The 21472-nt window shown below is 62.4% G+C and carries 24 protein-coding genes; 4 read left to right on the forward strand and 20 right to left on the reverse strand.

Annotated elements, in window-relative coordinates; translation table 11 throughout:
* Positions 1 to 182: 182 nt before the first annotated feature.
* From ACX4ZE_RS19930 to ACX4ZE_RS20005, 16 genes are all read right to left on the reverse strand, one after another.
* Positions 183 to 2432 (reverse strand): hypothetical protein, encoded by a 2250-nt coding sequence (locus tag ACX4ZE_RS19930; RefSeq protein WP_480274983.1) that lies wholly within the window; start codon positions 2430 to 2432, stop codon positions 183 to 185.
* Positions 2433 to 3954: 1522 nt separating this feature from the next.
* A complete protein-coding gene (locus ACX4ZE_RS19935) occupies positions 3955 to 4329 on the reverse strand; it encodes a hypothetical protein (RefSeq protein WP_480274984.1) in 375 nt (124 codons plus the stop codon).
* A gap of 167 nt (positions 4330 to 4496) precedes the next feature.
* A complete protein-coding gene (locus ACX4ZE_RS19940; RefSeq protein ID WP_480274985.1) occupies positions 4497 to 4835 on the reverse strand; it encodes a hypothetical protein in 339 nt (112 codons plus the stop codon).
* Positions 4836 to 4929: 94 nt separating this feature from the next.
* The gene (locus ACX4ZE_RS19945; protein WP_480274986.1) at positions 4930 to 5073 is read right to left on the reverse strand and encodes a hypothetical protein; all 144 of its coding nucleotides are present in this window, start codon (positions 5071 to 5073) and stop codon (positions 4930 to 4932) included.
* A gap of 98 nt (positions 5074 to 5171) precedes the next feature.
* Complete coding sequence (locus tag ACX4ZE_RS19950) at positions 5172 to 5837, reverse strand: phage tail tube protein (protein WP_480274987.1); 666 nt, start codon at positions 5835 to 5837, stop codon at positions 5172 to 5174.
* Between the two features lie 40 nt (positions 5838 to 5877).
* Positions 5878 to 6330 (reverse strand): phage tail termination protein, encoded by a 453-nt coding sequence (locus ACX4ZE_RS19955; RefSeq protein WP_480274988.1) that lies wholly within the window; start codon positions 6328 to 6330, stop codon positions 5878 to 5880.
* A gap of 391 nt (positions 6331 to 6721) precedes the next feature.
* A complete protein-coding gene (locus tag ACX4ZE_RS19960; protein WP_480274989.1) occupies positions 6722 to 7018 on the reverse strand; it encodes a hypothetical protein in 297 nt (98 codons plus the stop codon).
* A 1-nt stretch (position 7019) separates the two neighbouring features.
* Positions 7020 to 7232, reverse strand: a complete 213-nt coding sequence (locus tag ACX4ZE_RS19965; protein ID WP_480274990.1) for a hypothetical protein — start codon at positions 7230 to 7232, stop codon at positions 7020 to 7022.
* Positions 7229 to 7702 (reverse strand): hypothetical protein, encoded by a 474-nt coding sequence (locus tag ACX4ZE_RS19970; protein WP_480274991.1) that lies wholly within the window; start codon positions 7700 to 7702, stop codon positions 7229 to 7231. The genes ACX4ZE_RS19965 and ACX4ZE_RS19970 overlap by 4 nt, the downstream gene beginning before the upstream one ends.
* A 515-nt stretch (positions 7703 to 8217) precedes the next feature.
* Positions 8218 to 8355 carry a hypothetical protein gene (locus ACX4ZE_RS19975; protein ID WP_480274992.1) on the reverse strand — a complete coding sequence of 46 codons (138 nt, stop codon included), beginning with the start codon at positions 8353 to 8355 and terminating at the stop codon, positions 8218 to 8220.
* 375 nt (positions 8356 to 8730) lie between these two features.
* The gene (locus ACX4ZE_RS19980; RefSeq protein WP_480274993.1) at positions 8731 to 8937 is read right to left on the reverse strand and encodes a hypothetical protein; all 207 of its coding nucleotides are present in this window, start codon (positions 8935 to 8937) and stop codon (positions 8731 to 8733) included.
* A 506-nt stretch (positions 8938 to 9443) separates the two neighbouring features.
* On the reverse strand, positions 9444 to 10166 hold the full coding sequence (locus ACX4ZE_RS19985) for a hypothetical protein (RefSeq protein ID WP_480274994.1): 723 nt from the start codon (positions 10164 to 10166) through the stop codon (positions 9444 to 9446).
* Positions 10163 to 10909, reverse strand: coding sequence for a hypothetical protein (locus ACX4ZE_RS19990; RefSeq protein ID WP_480274995.1), 747 nt, complete (start codon positions 10907 to 10909; stop codon positions 10163 to 10165). The genes ACX4ZE_RS19985 and ACX4ZE_RS19990 overlap by 4 nt, the downstream gene beginning before the upstream one ends.
* On the reverse strand, positions 10909 to 11700 hold the full coding sequence (locus ACX4ZE_RS19995) for a PE-PPE domain-containing protein (protein ID WP_480274996.1): 792 nt from the start codon (positions 11698 to 11700) through the stop codon (positions 10909 to 10911). Before ACX4ZE_RS19995 ends, ACX4ZE_RS19990 begins: the two co-directional genes overlap by 1 nt.
* A gap of 186 nt (positions 11701 to 11886) precedes the next feature.
* Entirely contained in the window at positions 11887 to 12099 is a 213-nt protein-coding gene (locus tag ACX4ZE_RS20000) for a hypothetical protein (RefSeq protein ID WP_480274997.1), read from the reverse strand.
* Positions 12100 to 12387: 288 nt separating this feature from the next.
* Positions 12388 to 12612 (reverse strand): helix-turn-helix domain-containing protein, encoded by a 225-nt coding sequence (locus tag ACX4ZE_RS20005; protein ID WP_480274998.1) that lies wholly within the window; start codon positions 12610 to 12612, stop codon positions 12388 to 12390.
* Positions 12613 to 12753: 141 nt separating this feature from the next.
* Here ACX4ZE_RS20005 and ACX4ZE_RS20010 point away from each other — a divergent pair, with 141 nt between their 5' ends.
* The gene (locus ACX4ZE_RS20010; RefSeq protein ID WP_480274999.1) at positions 12754 to 13011 is read left to right on the forward strand and encodes a helix-turn-helix domain-containing protein; all 258 of its coding nucleotides are present in this window, start codon (positions 12754 to 12756) and stop codon (positions 13009 to 13011) included.
* A 96-nt stretch (positions 13012 to 13107) separates the two neighbouring features.
* On the opposite strand, the gene ACX4ZE_RS20015 is transcribed toward ACX4ZE_RS20010, so the two are convergent.
* Positions 13108 to 13290 (reverse strand): hypothetical protein, encoded by a 183-nt coding sequence (locus ACX4ZE_RS20015; protein ID WP_480275000.1) that lies wholly within the window; start codon positions 13288 to 13290, stop codon positions 13108 to 13110.
* Positions 13291 to 13552: 262 nt separating this feature from the next.
* Complete coding sequence (locus ACX4ZE_RS20020; protein WP_480275001.1) at positions 13553 to 15559, reverse strand: VanW family protein; 2007 nt, start codon at positions 15557 to 15559, stop codon at positions 13553 to 13555.
* 329 nt (positions 15560 to 15888) lie between these two features.
* Here ACX4ZE_RS20020 and gnd point away from each other — a divergent pair, with 329 nt between their 5' ends.
* The gene (gnd, locus tag ACX4ZE_RS20025; protein WP_480275002.1) at positions 15889 to 16917 is read left to right on the forward strand and encodes a phosphogluconate dehydrogenase (NAD(+)-dependent, decarboxylating); all 1029 of its coding nucleotides are present in this window, start codon (positions 15889 to 15891) and stop codon (positions 16915 to 16917) included.
* Positions 16918 to 16991: 74 nt separating this feature from the next.
* Here the strand turns inward: gnd and ACX4ZE_RS20030 are convergent, their stop codons facing one another.
* Complete coding sequence (locus ACX4ZE_RS20030) at positions 16992 to 18314, reverse strand: acetyl-CoA C-acetyltransferase (RefSeq protein ID WP_480275003.1); 1323 nt, start codon at positions 18312 to 18314, stop codon at positions 16992 to 16994.
* Between the two features lie 206 nt (positions 18315 to 18520).
* Here ACX4ZE_RS20030 and ACX4ZE_RS20035 point away from each other — a divergent pair, with 206 nt between their 5' ends.
* A complete protein-coding gene (locus ACX4ZE_RS20035) occupies positions 18521 to 19879 on the forward strand; it encodes a 3-oxoacyl-ACP reductase (RefSeq protein WP_480275004.1) in 1359 nt (452 codons plus the stop codon).
* A gap of 8 nt (positions 19880 to 19887) precedes the next feature.
* Positions 19888 to 20766, forward strand: coding sequence for a MaoC family dehydratase (locus tag ACX4ZE_RS20040; protein ID WP_480275005.1), 879 nt, complete (start codon positions 19888 to 19890; stop codon positions 20764 to 20766).
* A gap of 60 nt (positions 20767 to 20826) precedes the next feature.
* Here the strand turns inward: ACX4ZE_RS20040 and ACX4ZE_RS20045 are convergent, their stop codons facing one another.
* Positions 20827 to 21426, reverse strand: coding sequence for a TetR/AcrR family transcriptional regulator (locus ACX4ZE_RS20045; RefSeq protein WP_480275006.1), 600 nt, complete (start codon positions 21424 to 21426; stop codon positions 20827 to 20829).
* Positions 21427 to 21472: the final 46 nt, after the last annotated feature.

The raw sequence follows: 21472 nt of genomic DNA on the forward strand, positions 1-21472 counted from the left end.
AGTACTGGGTCGGGTTTTCGGGTCCGGCGCAAGGCCATCGGCTTGGCCCCGAATAGGCAATGTAGTCGCCTCCGCTGACGCGCCCGTACACTCGGCCGGAAACGGGGCCTCGGCAGAGCGCCGCAACGAGCCCCCGCCCTTCAACCCCAAGAGCGCGCCAACGCATGACGCCCCCTCCCTGATCACCCCCACCGACTGGTATAGGTCAGCGCGCGTTGCGCTTCCCAGGTCTTGGCTTTCTGGAACGCGGTATCCACATCAGGAGTGGACAGATGGATGGTCGTCGACTGATCGAGACTCTCGCCACCGACACCCGCCCCCGCCAGGGCGCGGGTCGGGATCGGGGTGGGTTGGGTCAGGGTGGACAACGCGCTCGCGTCCTGGTTGATCGCATGCAGCAGTGAGCGGTTGGCGTCTGCGGAGCGGGCGTTGACCACGAACTCTCCATCCGACAACCATGCCGGGATCAGGTCCCCGATCGAGGACCCCGCACCCGACACCGACCCCCCTGCGGCCAGGAACATTCCCGGTGGGAAGTGGGCATGCGTAGTGAACTGCGGGTGGTCGGCGCCGGCGGCGAAGCCACCGTATTGGCCGTTACCACGGCGGCCTCCCATCTCGAAGTGCACACCGTTGGGCAGGGTGGCGGCGGTATGCCCGTCCTCGCCGCCGCGGTGGTACCAGCCGATGTTCAAGCTGCCGGTCGGCCCCAGGCCGGGTCTAGCGCCGCGGGCGGCCAACTCCTCGCGTTGAGTGGCGGTAGCGAAGCGGGAACCGAAGGGCGGCAAGCCCACTGCGAAGTTCGCCAACGCTGATACCGCCCCCGAACAATCACCCCAGTTCACCCCGCCCCGGTCGTAGCGGGCGCCTTCGACCCTTTTGGCGAGATCGATCAACCGCGCGGCCTTCGTCGGCAGACCCGCTTCGTCTTCCGGCATGGTATCGGTGTCGGTCTCCGCGTCACCGTCATCGGTCGAGTTCTCCGCGTCTTCTTGTGCTTTCTGCTCGGCGCGGGCCTCCTCCCCCTCCTTCGTGTGCTCGTCGATAGCGATGCCCGCTTTGACGAGCCCCTGGATCAAGGGCGGGACACGGCTGACCCCCAACTCGGACATGGCATCGCCGACCATTCCCGAGGCGAACACGCCTGCGGCATTGGCGAATCCGACGCGCATACGGTTGAAGACGTCGTCGCGTGCCTGTTCCGGTGTCCGGGGTTTGTCCTCGTCATACTCGGGCTCGGACCATCCTTCAGGTCCGAAGAAGAACTGATTCGCGGCATCGGTTGCCGACTTCCCGGCCCAATCGGAAAACGTTTCGTGCGCCACCAACCCACCGTCGGCGAACTTCGGTGTGGCACCACTGTTGATCGCCTCCAGCAACGGCAGATTCTCAGCAGTCGACGCCGCGTTCACGATGTACTCGCCATTGGAAGCCAGCACCGGAATGACATCATCCCGCGGCCCACCCGGACCCCGTAGCAGACCGCCATCAGCCTTCTTCTCCGGATTCTCCGAACTCACGAAACCCTTCAGGCCGGCAGCGAAGTCCTGCACTATAGGTATCGGAATATTGCCGAGCAGATCCGCGATGGTCCCCACGACACCCTGGACTTTTTCGACGATGCCGTCCCATACCCCCTTGACCGTTGTGCCCATCCCCTCGAAGAACCCGCTGACGGTTTCGACGCTGGTTTGGAACATGGGCACAACAGTCCCGCTCCAGATATCGGAGAACCACTTACCGACCGGGATCAACACATTCTTGTGCACCCAATCGAAGCCCGCCTTGACCTTGTCCCAGTTCTCCACCAACAAACCGATCGCACCGATCGCCGTGGTGATCACGGTAACCATCATGCCGAGCGGATTCGCCCGCATCGCCTTGTTCAGGTTCTTCTGCGCCCCGGTCATACGCTTCGTCGCCGACGACGCGCTCTTGTACGTCTTGGCCGACTTCTTCAGCTCCGCGGAGAACTTCTTGAACCCCTCCGACGACTTCTTCACCGCCTCGGTCGACTTCTTCATCGCATCCGTCGAGGCCTTCGCCGCCTTGGTCGACTTCTTCATCGCATCCGTCGACTTCTTCGCCGCGCCACCACCCTTTGCCTGGGCAGCCTTCCCCGCAGCAGAAGAACCACCCCGGCCACCCCCGGCCGGACCCGCACCCACCTGCCCGCCCCCCACACTACCGAGCTGCCCCGCCATACCGGATACTCCGCCCAGCGGCCGTCCGGCGGCCCCCATGGGATTGTCCATCGCCGCCGACAACTCCGGCAGCATCCCGGCCGACGCTTCCGCACCACCGAGCAGGGCCGCGGTGCCACCAGCGGCACGCCCTGCCTTACCGGGCGTGTTCTTGAATGTGTTGGCTACGGCCGGCGATGCCTTCTTCGACCTACCGGCGAGATTCCCGAGGCGACCCGGCTTCTTCATCTGATCCCGGTGCGGAGTACCTGGACCAGCACCCGGTTGCTTACGCGGCGGGTTGTCATGCTTGCTGATAAGGGATCGGTCTGAAGAGCCCTGGGACCGGATATCGTCGGTTCCTTCCGATTCTTCTGTTGCTCCGGTACTTATACCGGCCAACCGATTGACCCTGGCATTCGTCCGGCTCGAGCTATCGATGATGTATTCATGAGCCTCTTCTTCGGACATTCCTTGACTGCGCTTCTTCTCGACAAGGGACTCGAAGGTCGGTCCATCACCGTGACCGTATTTAGCAAAGTCGCGGAGCTGAACTCCCACCACTCGAGGATACTTTGGATCCATTGCACGGCCGGTCAGACGCGCGCGATGTCGAATCTCTTGCGCTTCCCGCGCCCTTGCCTCGAGTGGTACCCCCTCCTCTTTCCGACGCTCATTCAATTCTGGGATATTCGCTGTCTGCGAGTTGTACCACTGCCTGATCCGCTGGAATGACTCCCCCCACCCTTCCTTCCGATCAGGTGGGGCGAATTCACCCAACTCGGAGTCTGCCGGCACCGGCACATCGGGGCGCCGAAACATGCGGGGAGGCCGGAATTTATTCGGCTTACGCTTCGGCTCCTCAGGAAACTCGCCAGGAGGCAGCGCCTCTCCAATAGAATTCATAATAAATACACCTGTCGTATGTACGCCCTGGAGTCACAATTCGGTATTTACGCACTCGAATCACTCGACCATTTAGCTGTCAACCGCAGACTGAAGAGAATCTGCAGAATAGCGAGGCCCCACTGGCATAGCAGCAGAGAAATCGGCCAACAGAATCACCTGCGCCGATCCGATGGAATAAAGTAATTACATGTAGAAATATCAAAAGCCGATCGGCTTCGATGTCGCACAGAGAGTACTCATCAACCTGTGCGCAAAATAGATTATTTCGAACGTCATTCGAATGAAATTTCGCCACGGCCACAGTGACTGCACAACACGGTGACTATGCTGCTGCATAGTCACCGTGTCGATGCCGGAAACTCCCTGGATGAACAGATCTATCAGAGTGCTGTTAATCCATTTACCGAACGCCTGGTAGCAAGTTTTCTATCGACGTTTCAGGCTTCTCTATGTGTTGCCCAGACGATTCCGACCTAATCCCAATGCCTTTCGTATTTTCCGCGATCGCTGCTCCAGGTTGAGTGCGGACATCGATAGAAATAGTCCTAACGCCCTGAATTTATACCCTTTCTCGGCGCTAAATATACGAGGAAATAACCTTAGTACGGGCCAACGTATTTTCCATTCATCGGGTAGCTCATCGAATTCTTCAACCAGGCGACCGTCTATCGATAGAAAGTAAGCAGACTCTGCAGGGAAGTCGCCTAGAATCAATTCCAAGACCACGCCGTCGACGATGGTGCGAAATTGGAATTCATCGTCTACATCGCTGGCCCATTTCCATACGAGCTCACGGTTGAAGTACTCTGACGAGTCCATCTTTTCCTCTCGCGGAGTCGGCTTCGACTCACCATTTGTTTGTTCAAGCCCGCGCTTCAGCGGCGGCAGCACTGCCGCTGTGCGCGGGGGCCTCGCTGGGTTGCTTCTTTTCGTTATCTTCTGGCGTGTCGTCGGGCGGCTGGGCGGAGAATACTCCGATCAGGTCTTGCATGGATCGTAGTCTGTGTTCTTCTCGGACCTTGTCCAGTGCGGTCACCGGTCGGGGCATGGGTTTGATCCGGGGTGGGTCGGCGCCCGCTGCGGCGATGACGGCGGCTTGTACGCCTTGTAGCCCGTCGATGATTGTCAGTAGCAGATAGGTGTCGAGGGTGTAGCCATCGGGGGTCGGGTCCTCGGCTTCGGGGAATTGGTCATCGGTTTCGAGTGCGAGGAGTTGTTCGGCCAGCTGCAGGTCCATCGCGAGTGCGGTTTTGTATTGCGATCCGCGTGGTAGCTGGTCTTTGAACCGCCAGATGGTGCGCCAATCGCGGGTGCGGAGGTCTTCGGGCCCGAAGCAGTCCCGGATGTCGATGCCGCGTTCGAGTAGGTCGTAGTCGAGCGCGGCACCGAAACGATCCCAGAACTCTACGAGCCCGCTGATCCCCCCGGCAGCTCCGTGGAGCCCTGGCCGAAGAAGTGGGCGTAGAGGTCTTCTTGGAAGGCGATCCACTCATCGATCGGGCGGTCGTCGAACAGTTCCTCGACGGCCTCGTACTGATCGCCGAGCAGGATGGCCAGTTGCTGTTCCTCGTCCTGGGTGTCGCGCAGGGCTTTGGCTTGGCGGCGGGTCATCGGCTGGATGGCGATATCGCTGGTGAGCTGGTAGGGGCCGCGTCGTTTCGCGGTCAGTTCCCGCTGGATTTCGTAGAAGCGGCCTTCGTCGCTGATGCCGGTTTTCGCGGGGTGCTTGCGTGGTGATGCCATGGGTTTTTCTCCGGTTGATGGGGATGCGGACGCCGGGTGGCTTCGCGGCGGGGAAGGTCCGGCCGCGAAGCCACCCGCGCTGTCGCGGGCTTGCTCAGTGCTGATCGGCCGCGGTGGCGGTGATGTGCCGGTGGCCGCGCGAGTACACCGCGTTGACGAAGGCGGTGGCGTCGAAGACCTGGTATTCGATCTCGCCGTCGGTGAGGGTGACGGGGTATTCGGTGGGAATGGCAGACATGGTGACCTTTCTTCATCTCCGGTACTGCGTCAAAGAGATGTGGTTGTTCGCCGCGACCGGAGACACGCGGCGAACAACCACGACTGGGGGGCCGTGGATTACGGGGTAGCGGTTGCGATTCCGGCCTTGGTCAGTAGGCTCTTCCAACCGGTGCCGCCGAAGCCGTGGGCGACGGAGTAGCCTGCGGTGTCGTCCTTGAAGGCGGTCAGGGTGAGCTTCTGGGAGATGATGGTGGTGGGGGTCCACTGCTCACCGGCGTACTTGGTGACCGCGACCTTCGGCATCACCTTGAACACGTAGATCGGCGCGGCGTCGTTGCCGTCCTTGGCGATCACGACCGCGGAGTAGTAGGTGATCTGCTCGGACGACGGCTGCGCGAAGAACACCTCACCGGACTGCGCGTTCGCCTTGACCTGCTCCAGGTTGGCGTTGGTGGTCAAAGCCAGTGTCATGGCGTTGGTCTGCTGCGGCTCGAACTCGATGGTGGTGGTGTCGCTGGTGATGTCGTTGCGGACCGGCTCCAGCTCGCCATAGGACTCGATCGGTGCGGCGACCACGTTGCGCGCGAACGCGATACCGGACTTCTTGTCGATCAGACCGACCGACTTGTAGGCCGTGGGCAAGGTCTGTAGGGCACCGTTCGTATCGGTGAAGGCGGCCGGGGCGGCGGTGTACCACGGGGCGAGGAATACCGCGGCGTCGAGCGGCTTGAGCAGCAGCTCGCGCTGCGCATCCTTCAGCGCGGTCAGATTGGTGGCGGGCATGGATTCTCCATTTCGTGAATAGGGTGTGCGCGCCAGCGGATTACTGGCGACGGGCGTGCAGCGTGAACCCGATCTCGACCATCTGATTGATCGGATCCAGATTCAGTAGATCCGCCACACCCTGGCTGCGCTGCAGGGTGGGCGGGAAGAACTTCACATCGTCTGGAGCCGCTTCCTCGGCCCAGTCGATCAACACACCGTTCACCCGGGTTCCGGGCGTAGCGAGCAGGGCATCGCGAGCACTGGCTGCGAGCTGCTGTGCGGCAGCGCGTGTCTGGGCAACCGCTACCACGCGAACTTTCGCGGTGTAGGTGATCGCGTTGACATCGGTACTTCCGCTCACCAGACGAACCCAGAGGAACGGGAGCTTGGCTTGGATCTCGGCTCCAGTAGCGGGCAGTGTCGATACCGTGGCGGTGATCGGCGTGCACAGATCGACAAGAACTCGTTCGAAATCCGGGAACTGTCCAGGCGTTGGGTACGGGTTTGTCATTGTTTCACCCGCACCTCGACCTCGAGAGTCCCAGTGGTCGAATCGCCGTCGACTTCATCGGCTGCTTCATCATGTACGGTCAAAGTCGAGTCATCTCCATTGAATCGAAAACGAAAACGATCAGCCCGAACCACGTTCGCCTCGGAAAATCGGCAGTCGTGGCCAGGTGGTGGCGCGGCCGGAGAAAGGGCGGTCTTACCCGCGCGTGCGACGCACGGGTAAGACCACCGAGCGCCCCGGACATCCTGGCCGTCCTACAACCACATTCGCTGAACCGCGGGAGGATCCGGCGGGCGGGGCGGGCTTCGGAAACCGTCTCTCAACGGTTTCCTGGTATCGGAACGTCAAATGTTCCGACAGGCTGTGCGCGGCCGCAGCCGCGCTTGTCATGTCAGATCTCTTCCCGCAACGACGGCGGGATACGGTAATCCGGTGTAGGCGGCTGATGACCAGGCAAATGGGTACGCAGGAAACCACGCAGTTCATCGATATGCTGCTGCAACGCACGAATCAACACAATCGCCTCCCGAAACCGTCTCTTGTCATCAACAGCCTGCTGCTCCAACGACTCCACCCGCCGCCGCAGCTTCGACACCTCCCGCGCCTCCCAGGCGGTGACCGCACCGATCACCGACGCCAACGCTATTCCACACGCCTGCACCAACTCGGGGTCCAGCAAGGTATCCACCTCAACCACCACCGTCCAGGCCGTCGACCGGAGTGACCACCGGCCGAATCAACGCCCCGGCCACCACCGGGGACAGCAGGCCGTAGACAGTCAGCACCGGTTCGATCCAGGAGGTATCGAGCTGACGACCCAGCAGATACGCCAGCACACCGCTCACCGCGACCAGCACCGAACGCACCAACGCTGGCTCGGGAAAACGAGTAACCCGCATCACGACACCTCCTCGACCACGACCAGCACCCGATCCAACTTCAACTCCAACGCCCGCAACCGCTGCTCATTGCGGTAATCAGCGGCATCGGAATTCAACACGTACCCAGTGAGGGTGTCGCAATACTCCGAATCGGTCACCCGCGACTGGAAAGCACCGGTCAACTCCAAATGCACTCGCCGCACCTTATCCAACAACTCACGCTGCTCTTGATCCGAAAGCGCCAGCAAAGCAACACCTTTCAAACGATCCGCGATATCAGCGCGGAACTGGTCCATCTCCGTAGCGGCGGAAGGAATCCGGCACGATGCGGCCTGCGGCGACCAGAGTGCGGAAGGCCTGGCGTTTACGCCGGCAGTAGTCAGTGGCGCAGTGACGGTGAACGCGCATAGCGGCATGAGCTTGGTCAAGAGTGAGCGGTTGGGGACAGTCGAGATGATCGACCAGTTCCAGTAACCGCTGAACGGTGTCATCCATGCGTGATCTCGTCTTCGCGCTGGTAGTGAACCCGTCACCGGTGATGGGGCCGGGCGGAGTGCCCCATGCGCATCCGTCTACACCGCGGGCGAAAGGGCAGCGGGCGTCGGGAGCGGTTCGAGGCGGCTTGGCGGCAGGCTCTGGCCCGCTTGTGGTCGCTATCGAGCGAGTTTCGGAGACATGCCACGTACGATCAGAGATTCCCTGTGGCTTGATAGGGAATGACGAAGGCCTCGCCGTTATCGGCGAGGCCTCTATCGAAGCTCTTGGGGTGAGGGGAGTTCCCGGGTTTTCCGGATCAGGGCGCAGCTCTGGCGCTGTGAATAGCTTGGCTTAAGGGTGCCGGAATGTCAACACCGATACCGTTGTCGACAGGAAAAATACAGGTAGAGATGCTGTTCCGGGTCACACTGCGCGAGTAGGCGGACGATAGCGACGTAGCGCGCAGCTCGCGTGTGGATAACAGCTACTCGACGCACCACCTGGCCTCGCTTCCCAGGAGGCAGACGACTCAGAACGACTCCGTATCTACGAAATCGGCGAGTTCGCAGAACATCCGCACACGGACGAGACCGTGTGATTCATCGCGCAGGGTACATGCAAGGGCAACGTCTTCCGCGCCGATCAGCATGTGCTGTTCGTTTTCCACAGCCTGATCCAACAGCGCAGCGAAAGCTTCCCGCTGACGGTCATTTACTCAGCGCAAGCTGGTTTCGGTCTATGTGGTGGCGAGTCGAATACCTTCGCGCCGGGAAAATAGTAAAGGCACGGAAGGGCTAGAAATAGTGAGTCGACGCTTTCGTCTGAATCCGTTTCGATTTCCTGGTCGCCGCTCGAGGTAGAAATTCTTTGTCGTATCGGCAATAACGTTCGATGCCGAAGCACCGGAATTCTCATCCGGCCACGTAGCCGGGCGAATCACCCTGTTATCAGAGTGATTCGCCCAGCGTCGATGCGGCAGAGATCACGCGAATGCGCTCACCGGGCCCTGGTGGCGCGCATTACGCTTATCGACCGGCGACTACTAGGAGTTGGAGGCGCCACCGCCGGGAGTTTTGGTAGCCGACGAACCGGACACCAACAGCTTCACAATGTCGACCATTGCCGACGTAGAACCGGTGTCCACGGGAGCTGCTGGGGTCTTCGGAGCCGCGGCGGCGACTCCCGTCCCCGCCAGCACAATGCCTGCCGTCGCCACGAAAACCGCACCGAGTGTACGAATCTTGCTCACTGAATATCTCCCCGTTTTGGATACTCTATACCAAAGCCGCCAGCAGTTTGCGGGCGACCAGGATTGTTCTATCACGGCAATTGAGCGGTCAACAAATTTCCGGCCACGTGTCGAAGTCCATATAAATAGCCAATCAGTAACGAGCGACTTTTCCTGCAAACCTCGAAACGTACCAAAAGTTCTTCAGCTACCCAACTGAACCTCATAGTGCACACCTTTCGCACACACTCGCGATCACGCATAATCCAGGTATCGGACCCAGTCGAGACCGATTGCTGGTGAGCGGAATCACCGGAGAGCATCGCTATGCATGTGATAGGACTCACCCAATAGATACTTCAGGCTATCATTTGTCATCGAATCGCAGGCTCTTTCGGCAATCAAAGAGCAATCCCCGTGATTCGCTTGACCGAGTTCACCGCCAATACTCACATCAAGTGCTAAAAGTGCCGCACAACACCTGATTCAGATAGATGCTTTCCAACAATCGATGAGGATGTTCTTGCTCAATTTCGTACTCGTTTCCGCATCGGGTATGTCAGATGCGCGTCCAGCACTTCGCCCACGACGTACAGCTCCGGCCAGTGCGGCGCCCACGGCCCCGGTACGGGCACGACCTTCCCTACATCGCGTAGCGTCCGCACTCGCCGCGCGGTGAGGCCTCGGTAGGGCTCATCGAGTTCTTTGGCCAGTGCGACGATTCCCGAAACATTCAGCCGCTGTTGCCGTGCCTGTTCGATCCTGCTGTGATCCAAAGTGATTGGCGCTTCCGCTGGACAGATCACCTGCCACGCGGCCTGGACCACAGCGCGGATATCGGCGGGCGCGTCTTGCGCGCCCTCGGTCATCGCCAGCGCGATGATATTGCGGTCGAGCCAGCGGGCCAGGCCGGATGTCGAGGGCGCACCGGAGTATTCGATGCCACGTTGTTCACAGATCAGCCGCATCCAGGACACCACTACCGCGTGCAATTCGTCCGTGGCGAGCGCCGCCGCCTGGTTGTAGGGCAGCGGCTGCTCGCTCGGTCTACGATGCATGCGATAGTCGCCGGGGCTGCTCAGCCGCGCCTGCTTGGTCAGCGCGATGCCGAGATCCTCGACCAATTCCGGTATCTGCCGCAATAACTCGACCAGTTCGCGTAGCTGGGCGCGGTCGAGGTAGAGGTGGTTCGGGTCGGTATTCCGCACGGGACCGCCATGTCGCACCGACGTTGGACGGTGGGTCTTCATGGTGCCGTTTCCTCTGCGATGGAATGCCAATGATCCAGCGTGGTGGAAGTGGTGTGATCGCATCGCAGGACCGGTGGATCGGGATTCACCGCGAGCAGTTCGGCTGGGGCATGCCGCCACCCCGCGTCGTCACACATCCCGCAACGGCGGGCGGCTTCACGACGACTGATCGCCTCGGCATGGCGCTCGGCGCCGTGCCTGGCGTCCCAGCGTTCCCGCGCGCGACGAGCTTCGGCACAGGCACCGCAGGGCGGTGGCGCCGGGTGGTCGTGGTGCAGCGAGCATCGGCGGGCCGGGGCTTCATCGGCTGGTCGCACTCTCCCCGAGCTTTTCTCGAGGGCAGGGACAGGGACAGGGGTTCGCTGATGCCGCACCGGCCGGGTAGCGGCTGCTGAAGCATGTGCTTGCGCACGCCGCGCCTGCCCGGATATCTGTCCACCCTTACGCCCGGCGGCGGCGCGCTTGCGGCGACGCTCTTCGATCTCGGCTTTGGACATCTGCCGCTCACCCCAGCCGTGGAACTGGTAGCCACCGTCTTCTTCCGCCCACAGACCCACCGCGACCAGCTTTTTCGCCTGCGCGGTCGAGCCGAGCCCGCGCACGATAGCAGTGGGCACGAAACCCTCGGTGAGCTGCTGCATGGACCAAGAACCAGCACGCACCCACAAGCCCATGGCGGTATTGCCCGCGGCGATCACCTTGGGATGGAAACCGAGCTGATCGTCCACTTGGAACCAGGGCATCAGCGGGCTCCTCCGGCCACAGCGTGGTTGATCACCTCGGCGAGCCGACGCGCGTGACCATGGCGGATGTAATCATCGGTGTGCCTGCCATCGAGCAGATAGCCGCGCAAATAGGCAATAGCGCCGCCCCAACTGTGCCAGTTCCGCAACGACCACCAGCGCTGTAGCCTGTGGTCGATCGCGACTTCGATCAGGCTCTGTCCCCAACGCAGCATCGCCTCAGGACCGCCCAGACTGAAGTAGGTCGACAGGTCGGCGATACTGCGCAGCGGATTGCCCGCAGGCAGCGCGGTGATCGGATCGCCTGCCGCGGCCGCCCAGTAGGTAGGGATACCGATGATCGGCCGCTGCCCGGCGATTCCGTAACCGCCTGGATCGGTATCGACGCAGGCACCCGCCGGACGCAGTGGATCGGCGATGAGCGCGCAGGCCACCACTTCGAGCGTCGGAAACTCACCGCGCCCGATCTCTGCCGCGAGATCGCCCACGATCCCCGCGCCTTGTGAGTAGCCGGCGAGCACTACCCGGTTTTCGGCGGCCGCGACGGCCGCGATGAGCGCACGCCTGCCTACGGCCACACTGTCGGCGTAGGTCACCTGGTCACCGTAATCAGCGGGATACGGAACAAACTGCGGTACAAACACTTCCGGATCCAACGCGTCGGCAAAGACACGGCACACGCCTGCGCCATCGGAGTTCCAGGTGCCGCCGACGATGAGTACGTCGAATATTTCGTTCGCGATGCGGGCAGGTCGGAAGCCGTAGCGGCGCGGTGGCTCGAATCTGGTCATGGCTGAGTCCCTTTCGTAAACATGCTCGACCGGACGCGCACCAGATGGCGGGCGTCGATCAGGGAATTCGGTTGCCGCGCGTACCGCTCAGGCCGCGGTACGGAACGGACCGCGTGCCGAGCAACCCGCGACGGGTGTCACATTGCGAGCGGAATCCGGGATATCTTTCTTCCCAGAAGCTTTCAGCTATTCCGCAATGGATTCCACATACAAGTTGGCTGGATGCGTGGCAATGGAATGGCCCAGCTCGGGCCACACCGGATTGGGATATCCGTAGTCGACATAGACCATCCGGTGGTCGACCGAGGTGATCACACCGTGCTCGACGGTGCCGCGACCAGGACCGGTGGGAGGAACGAAGACAACACGGCGACCGATGTGCCGACGGAACAGATCCACCGTGGGATCGATACATTCTGGACGAATTCGGGGCGTCACGAGTTCCGCACCGCGCCGTTGGTTCGACTGCGCGACTCTCCACCGCACAGGTATGACGATCCGGCCACCCCGGTACACCATCCCTCGAAGCCATCCCACCGCAAGGGCTCCCGCTGAGCCCGGTCGCAGACCATCCCTGCGGTAGCTACCAGTTCGCTATTCAGCCGCTTTTGGATCGAATAGAATTTGTGATTCATATCACACTCATACAGAGCGGGGGCATATATGACGCGTCATGGACCCGGGTGGTCAATCCAATCCCTCCGCCTCAGGCATCAGATCAGCTACCCGGCAGTCCAGCACCGCCGCAAGGCGAACGAGCTCATACAGGTTGAACGAATCTCGGGCGTCGAGCCTGTCCAGCAATATCTCTTCCGAGACGCCAGATAGTCGCGCGAGTTCGGCTCGGGTCAACCCAGCCGCAGACATGGCGTGCCGCACCAGGTCCGCAACCATACGGTCCAGATGTTCCATATGGAGCACAATAAGTTCCGTTTGGACTTGTCGCAACTCACGAAGGTATATAGGCTGGGTCGCACCGAAGATTCAGAGCAGCCAGGCCGAAGTTTGCCATTTCATTTGCCACATAGCCATTCGGACCTCAGAATAGTCCGTATGGGTGTGAACAGGGCGGCTTCGGAGATCAATCGCGCGGTGGGTAACGAACTACGCGCCGCGCGGGCACGGCGGAATCTGACTCGCCCACAACTGGCGACACTGACCAGATTGGGGATCAGTACGATTCAACGCTTCGAGAACGGCGAACGCTCGCCGGATATGCAACAACTGCACGCGCTGTGCACCGCGCTCGGCATACCCATGCGCGACTTCGTCGCTCTGGCATTGCGCGATATGGAACGCCCCGGCGAGTAAGCCGGGATGCGATGAGAGACGATAGCCGCCGTGGTCGTCGGCGGCCATCGTCGAATCAGGGCAGCGGACGAACCGTGCCCGGCATCTGTTGCTCGCTCAAGCGCAGCGCTCGCCTCCATTCCGAACGCGCCCCGCGGCCTCGGCCACCTCGGCGTACTGCACAACCGCCTCGGCCGGATCCACACACGTCGCCCATGCCGCGAGGACTACATCGCAGAGCGTGCCTGTGCCCTGCGCGATCCGCTGTGCGGCCTCACCGCCGATGACCACCCCGAGCAAGTTCGTCGCACTCCCACTCCACGCGTGTACGGACTCCGTTAGCGAGTCGATACCATCCACAACCACTGTTCCCCTTCACATTCGAGCCCATGTTCCAGAACAGAGCTGAATGGGAGTCCTGGAACATGGCGTAGTTATACCGCATGTATCGAGTACCCACGTACCAAAGCAACGCTGCTGCAGCGGTATTCATCGGAAAAAGCGGTGTATAACGGGCTTTTTCGTAATCGCTGTGTATTTGCCAGTGCAAGACTCGCTACGCTCACTCACATTTGACGATCGGGATCGGGTCGTACTTGACGGTGCGGGTGGCGCGGGAGATCTCCTGACCGGTGCGACGGTCGGTGATAATCCTGGTATCGGAGACGGTGAAGCCGGAGGCACCCTCGGTGGCGATGCAATCGTGGCCCTTCGGAAGCTCCACGGTAGTGGGCTCGGTCGGCTTGGTACGCTCGCCGGTGATGGATTGGACGTCGACCGTTTTCACACCCCATAGGCGCACAGTGACATTGGTCGCGGTGGCGAAGGCCTCGATATAGACGCCGTTCGGGGTGTTGTTGCGGAACTTCAGGTCGATGACGCCATCGAACACCGTAGCCTCGCGAGCAGCCGGGTATCGCGAGATGTAGTAGCTGTGCTCGGTATGCCCCGCGTCCTCCAGGCCTGCGAAGTACGCGGCGTTGTAGAGCGTGGTGGCGAACTGGCTGATGCCGCCGCCGACCGCGGTACTCGGGCGGCCGTGATCGATGATGCCGGACTCTACATAGCCTTCCGCGATGCCACGCGGTCCGGTGAAGTCGTTGAGCGAGAAGGTTTCACCCGGTTCGACAATGGCGCCGTTCACCTTTTCGGCGATGGTGCGGATATTGATTCCGGAAGGACCGCTGAAACCGCTGGTGGTGAACTTGCCCATCACCTCGGTGATATTGAGTGCCTTCGCCGCTTCGGTGGTGAACTCTGGCTCTACCTTCTCGTAGACGGCTTGTCCGATGCGTTCCCCCGACGCGATGATCAACGCTGGCAGCTGTTCGAGCGTCTTCGGCCAGTTGATCTTTTCTCCGACCCGCGCAGGCACCAATCGTGCGGTGCCGCTGGATAGTTCGAAGGTCGCGTCTTTCGGTTCCACCTCGGAGCCGGCCAGCTGTGGAGCCAACAATCCGGTCGTGATCTTCTGATCGAAGACCGGTACGAGGCCGCCTCGCCCATCCGGCTCGAACGAGAGCACATCCGCGATCTGCGCCGGTTCGAGGGTGGCGGCGGTATCTTTGCCCGCGAAGCCGATCGGCGCGCGCACCGCGGGCTCGGCGATGGTACGCATCGCCTGATCCACTGCCTCCGGCCGCACGATCATCGGTGCGGCGGTTTCCGGCAGCTCGAGCGGACGACCGAAAGCCCAGTTGTCCAACAACAGAGCGCGTGCTGCGGGCACATCCAGGATGCGTCCCGGAATTGGCTGCACTGCAACAGGTTCGGCATCTCGGAAGACAATGGTTCCCGCTACCGACGGCCGGTCGTGCACCTGGAGCGCGGTGAACTCACGCGCTAAAGCCGCCTCGTCGACCGTGCTCGCCACCGGCACACCGTGCGTGCGGAACAGCGAGGTGAGCCGGGTGATCGGATTGAGCGGTCGACCGCCGATGCGCGACCAGGTGGCGGGCCAGTCCACCGCGAGGCCCGCGGCGCTGGGCACGATAGTGCTCTGTTCATCCCCTATCGTGACCGCCAACGGCGTGGTGGCCCTCGGGTCGAGTTCGGCGCGCAGCCTGGCATCGGCGGCGGCGGTGTGCATACCACCGATGTCGATACCAGCGACCACGGTGCCGCGCGGCACCTGACCGGCGGTCAGCAACAGATCGGCGAGATAGGCCAAACCGGCGAGAGAGACCGCCACACCGAACGCGATGCCGATCCGCTTGGCCGGCGGTGCTGGATGCGATGGCTTCCCCGACCGCGCCGACCGCCCAGCACGCGCGGCAGTCCAGCGCCCGGACGGTCCTGGCGCGGTAACCGCCCGCGCAGCGGGCACCTCGTTGTCCGGTGTGGAACCGGGACGTTGCATGGCCAGCGGGACGGTCGGCGACGAATCCACGGCTCGCCGATCGGTCGGTGCGACGGTCGTGGCATAGGGCAGCCTGCGAGCCTGCTGATCCCCTCCACGCCACGGAAGCGGCTCGGTCTGCGACTCGGGCGCCTCGGTGTTCGACTGCCCGACCTCACCGCCCTGCGAACGGCCTCGTCCCTGATGTCCAGTAGTGGACTCGCTCGTCACGAACCTCCCTCTCCGTTCGGTTGCAGTGTGGTCTCGCCGGTACGGATTCCTCCGCCAACCATAGTGGCGACTACTCACTCGCGCCGGGGCAGCGCATACGTCACACAACAAGTCGGATGCGATGCGATGCGTGAAACCACAAGGCCCCGCGCGGGTGCGGGGTCGGGGTCTAGCACCTGCGCGGAGCTGACCCATGTATCGCTGTCGCGCTTAGTGCGTTACGAGTCGGGCGTAGATACCTTTCCGGGCAATACGAGAACAGACAATGCGAGGACAATCGACACCGGCTCCCGCCACAAGAACTCGGACAAACGAGGGAGATGGATGGTATGCAGCTGGGAATGATCGGCCTGGGCCGGATGGGCGGCAATATCGTGCGCCGCATCATCGAGGACGGGCACACCGCTGTCGGTTACTCGCTTCGTAAAGAGCAGGTCACACAGCTCACTGAGGAGCTGGGTGACAGCTTCCGGGGCGCGGCGGATTACCTGACTTTTGTGGCTGCGCTGGAGAAACCCCGCGTAGTCTGGGTGATGATCCCGGCCGGAGCCACGGGCACGGTCATCGAAGAAGTCGCCGAAATGCTCGAACCAGGCGACATCATCATCGACGGCGGCAACAGCCGGTACCATGAAGACATCAAGCGAGCCGAATGGTTGCGGCTCAAAGGCATTCACTACATGGATATCGGCACTTCAGGCGGAGTCTGGGGCTTGGAGCGCGGATACTGCCTGATGATCGGCGGAGAGCACGAGCCGATCGCGCACATTGATCCGCTGCTGAAATCGATCGCCCCCGGCATCCACGCGGCGCCGCGCACATCGGGCCGCACCGGTGAGCCGTCCACCGCAGAACAGGGCTACCTGCACTGCGGACCCGCCGGCGCCGGCCACTTCGTGAAGATGGTGCACAACGGTATCGAGTATGGCGCCATGGCGGCCTATGCCGAAGGCTTGAACATCCTGTACAAAGCCGATATAGGGGCGGCGAAGGCCGATGCGCACTCGGCCGAGGAGACCCCGCTGGACAATCCCGAATACTACCGATACGACTTCGATGTGCCCGAGATCGCCGAAGTATGGCGACGCGGATCAGTGGTCGCCTCGTGGTTACTCGACCTCACCGCCGGTGCGCTGTTCTCCGATCCGAGCCTGGATTCGTTCAGCGGCCGAGTATCCGATTCCGGTGAGGGCCGCTGGACCCTCGACGCGGCGATCGACGAGGGGGTGCCCGCTCCGGTGCTTTCGGCCGCTTTATTCGCTCGTTTCTCCTCGCGTGATGAGTCCGAATACGCGGACAAGATGCTCTCGGCCATGCGCAAGGCATTCGGTGGGCACGACGAGCTTCCTGGCACGTAGACCGCGCCGACATGACACGGCCCCTGGTCCGGCGACCTGGGGCCGTGCGTACGCTGGTCCCGAACTACCCCGGATCAGCGCTCCAAGATCGCTACCACGCCCTGACCACCCGCAGCGCAGATGGAGATCAGCGTGCGACCGGAGCCCTTCTCCGCCAGTGCCTTCGCCGCGGAAGCGACGATACGGCCACCGGTAGCGGCGAACGGATGGCCCGCAGCGAGCGAAGAGCCGTTGACATTGAGCTTGCTCCGGTCGATCGAGCCCAACGCACCATCCAGGCCGAGGCGCTCCTTGCAGTACTGATCCGACTCCCACGCCTGCAGCGTGGCCAACACCACGGAGGCGAACGCCTCATGGATCTCGTAGTAGTCGAAATCCTGCAAGGTCAGGCCGTTTCGGGCGAGCATACGCGGCACCGCGTAGGTCGGGGCCATCAGCAGGCCGTCCGGGCCATGGATGTAGTCGACCGCGGCGACCTCGCTGTCGACCAAGCGAGCCAGCACCGGCAACTTGCGCTCGGTCGCCCACTCCTCGCTGGACAACAGCACCGCGGAGGCGCCATCGGTCAGCGGGGTGGAGTTGCCGGCCGTCATGGTCGCTCCACCCGCCTTCACCCCGAAGACCGGCTTCAAGGTGGCCAGCTTCTCGACCGAAGAGTTCGGACGTAGGTTGTCGTCGCGGGTCAGTCCCAGGAACGGCGTGATCAGATCATCGAAGAAGCCGCGAGCGTATGCCGCGGCCATATTGATGTGCGACAGGTAAGCCAGTTCGTCTTGCGCCTCGCGTGCGATCCCGAATTCCTTGGCGGTGCTGGCGGCGTGCTCCCCCATGGACAGCCCGGTGCGCGGCTCAGCATTGCGTGGGATCTCGATGCCGAGCATGCTCGGGCGCAGCTGCCCGACCAGCTTGAGCCGGTCGGTATTGGTCTTGGCGCGATTGGCTTGGAGCATCCACTCGCGCATATCCTCGCTGACCCCGATCGGAGCATCGGACGTAGTGTCGGTGCCGCCTCCGATGCCTGCCTCGATGCGCCCAGCGGCGATCGCGTCGCCGACGGTGACGATGGCCTGCAGACCGGTACCGCAGGCCAGCTGCAGATCATGCGCGGGGGTGTAGGGGCTGAGCGTGCTGCCGAGCACGCTTTCCCTGATCATGCCGTGCTCGCCGACCCGCTTCAGTACAGCGCCGCCGACAACCATGCCGAGCCGCTCGCCTTGCAAGCCGAAACGGCTGACCAGCCCGTCCAGCGCGGCAGTGAACATGTCCTGGTTGGAGGCGCGTGCGTACGCCTTGTCCGAGCGAGCGAATGGGATCCGGTTACCACCGACGATCGCGACCTGACGAGCGGTCTTGGCGGGCTTGGCGGCGCTCTTCGCCGAACGGGCTTTGCTGGTCACTCGAGTCTCCAAGGTCTCGTAGATGGCTGCCCGGCGGCCGGTCGAGCGCGGAGGAATCCGCGCAGATCGGCGCCCCGTCGCAGTTGTTTACTTTAAACTTACTCTGGAGTAAGTTTAAAGTCGATACATACCCCGCAAAAGTGCGCGAGCAGACCACGTCGGGGCGACCCCCAGACCCGAGACAGAGCTCAGAAAAGGTAGGAATAGTGGCCGCCAGCAAGAACAAGGGTGCTCCCAGCCTGTATGGATCATTCGTGAACTCCGCTCCCGGCGCGTTTCTCGCCGGCAAGCTCGGCCTGCCGCAGCCGGAGACTCTGCGCCGTTACGTCAAGGGCGAGCCACCGCTGCCCGGTCCGATATTGCTCGGCGGCAAGGGACGTGTCGCCGAGCCGATCCGCACCCTGTTGGCGGATTACACTTTCGCCGACGCACTCAACGGCGCAACCAAGTACGGCGCCTTGGTATTCGACGCCACCGGCATCGGCACGATCGAAGACCTCTCACAGCTGTTCGAGTTCTTCCAGCCCGCCATGCGCAGTCTCGCCCCATCCGGTCGCGTCGTGGTCATCGGTACCACACCGGAATTGGCCACAAGCGTGGACGAGCAGATCGCCCAGCGCGCCATGGAAGGCTTCACCCGCTCGGTAGCCAAAGAGCTGCGCCGCGGCGCGACCGCACAGTTGGTGTACCTGCACCCCGAGGCATCGGCCACCACAACAGGATGTGAGTCGACCCTGCGCTTTCTGCTCTCGGCCAAGTCGGCGTTCGTCGACGGGCAGGTCATCCGGGTCGGTAAGGACGACGCGACCGCTCCAGCCGACTGGGACCGCCCGCTGACGGGCAAGGTCGCCGTGGTCACCGGCGCGGCGCGCGGTATCGGGGCGACTATCGCCGAGGTGTTCGCCCGCGACGGCGCTCAGGTGATCGTGGCCGATATCCCCGCCGCGGGCGAGGCACTGTCGCAGACTGCTAACAGAGTCGGCGGCACCGCGCTCGCGCTCGACGTGACCGCCCCTGATGCCGCCGAGAAGCTGGCCGAGTTCGCCACCGAACGCTTCGACGGCATCGACATCATCGTGCACAACGCCGGGATCACCCGCGACAAGCTGCTGGCGAATATGGACGAGGGCCGCTGGAACGCAGTCATCAACGTGAATCTCGCGGCGCCGCATCGTATTACCGAAGGTCTGGTGGCCAGGGGCGCGCTGAAAGAGGGTGGCCGCGTGATCGATGTGTCCTCGATCGCGGGCATCGCGGGCAACCGTGGCCAGACCAATTACGGCGCATCCAAAGCCGGAGTCATCGGCATGGTGGGGGCCGAGGCGCCGAAGCTGGCGGAGAAGAACATCACCATCAATGCTGTCGCACCCGGTTTCATCGAGACCGCGATGACCGCGGCCATCCCGCTGGGCACCAGAGAAGCGGGTCGGCTGATGAGTTCGCTGTCGCAGGGAGGTCAGACCGTCGACGTCGCCGAGACCATCGCCTATTTCGCCAGCCCTGCCTCGAACGCGGTAACCGGCAATGTCGTCCGGGTCTGCGGGCAGAGCCTGATCGGAGCATGATGGTCGGCATGGCGCAGCGAGGGGAGAAAGCACAGGTGATCGCCCTCGACGAACCACCGAAGAACAGTCGCTTGTTCGCCAAGGCCGCGCTCGGAGCGGTGCCGCTGCTGTCGGCCCGCAAGCCGACGCTGCCGGATCGAGCTGTTCAACTCGATGGGTTGCGTGTGAACCCGGATCACCTGGCCGCATACTGCAGGGCGACCGGCCTGCGGTTCGGCGACGCACTGCCACTGACCTACCCATTCGTCCTCACCTTCCCGCTGGCCATGCAGCTGGTGGTGGCTCGGGATTTCCCGTTCGGCGCGGTGGGCGCGGTGCATGCGCAGAACTTGATCGAGCGCACCCGGGACATCTCGGTGAGCGAGCCACTGGATATCCACACCCGCGTCGAGAATCTGCGCGAACATCCCAAGGGTCTGCTCGTCGATGTGATCAGCGATGTGCGGGTGGGGCGGGAACTGGTATGGCACCAAGTCACCACATTCCTGCACCAGCAGCGCACTTCGCTGTCCGGCGGACCGAAACCGAAACCGAAACCGGACGAGGTCCCGCCGCCGCCACTGCGCACACTCCGGGTGGAGCAGAAGATGATCACCCGGTACGCGGCCGCGTCCGGTGATCACAACCCGATCCATACCTCGGCATTGGGCGCCAAGGCATTCGGTTTCCCGAAATCGATCGCACACGGAATGTGGTCGGCGGCAGCCATCCTCGGTGCCATCGAGGGCCGTATTCCCGGACAGACGAGATATGCGGTCAAATTCGGGAAGCCGATTTTGCTGCCCTCCACCGTGAATGTGTACGCCGACCAGACAGATGGCGGCTGGGATCTGGCATTGCGCCACCCGAAGAAGGGATACCCGCACCTGACTGCCACCCTGCGCTGAACAACCGCCGTGCTGCCGCATCCCGGCCCAGTGGATCGGATGCGGCAGCACGATGCGGGGCTACTCGGACTTCTTCCGGCCCGCCAAACCGCGCCAAGCCAGGTCATCGAGAAGGTCGACAGCCTGGCCGACCTCGATGCGACCACTGGCCAACCGATCGGCGATGGCCTCACCGGCACCGATCACGGCAGCCGCGATAAGATCGAAGTTCGTCTCCGGTTCAGCGTGTTTGGCATTGGATTCCAACAATTTGGCAGTCAGCTCGATGACTCGTTCGCGCGCGTTCTCGATTTCCGAGGCGAACATCTGCTGGCCGATGGCCTGTCGGTAGAGCACCTGCCAGGAGCGGCGATTGCGGTCGACGAAACCGAGAAAACCCTCCAATGCGGTGCGCAGTTGCTCATGCGGCGTCAGTAACGGATTACCCGCAGGAGTGACGGATTCTATGAACCGCATCTCCTCGCGCTGAACGCAGGCCCGGAACAGCTCCTCCTTGGAGCCGTAATACAGATACAGCATCGGCTTCGATATCTTCGCCTCAGCGGCGATCGCGTCCATCGACGCATCGTGAAAGCCTTTACGCGAAAGGACCTCCACGGCGGCATCAAGCATCTGCTGCTCGCGAATCGCTCGCGGGAGCCGCTTTGTTCCGCCCGCCATCTACACTCCTACCACAGGTGAACCTCATATATTACTCCAAGGTAAG

The sequence above is a fragment of the Nocardia sp. TBRC8007 genome, assembly GCF_056629435.1.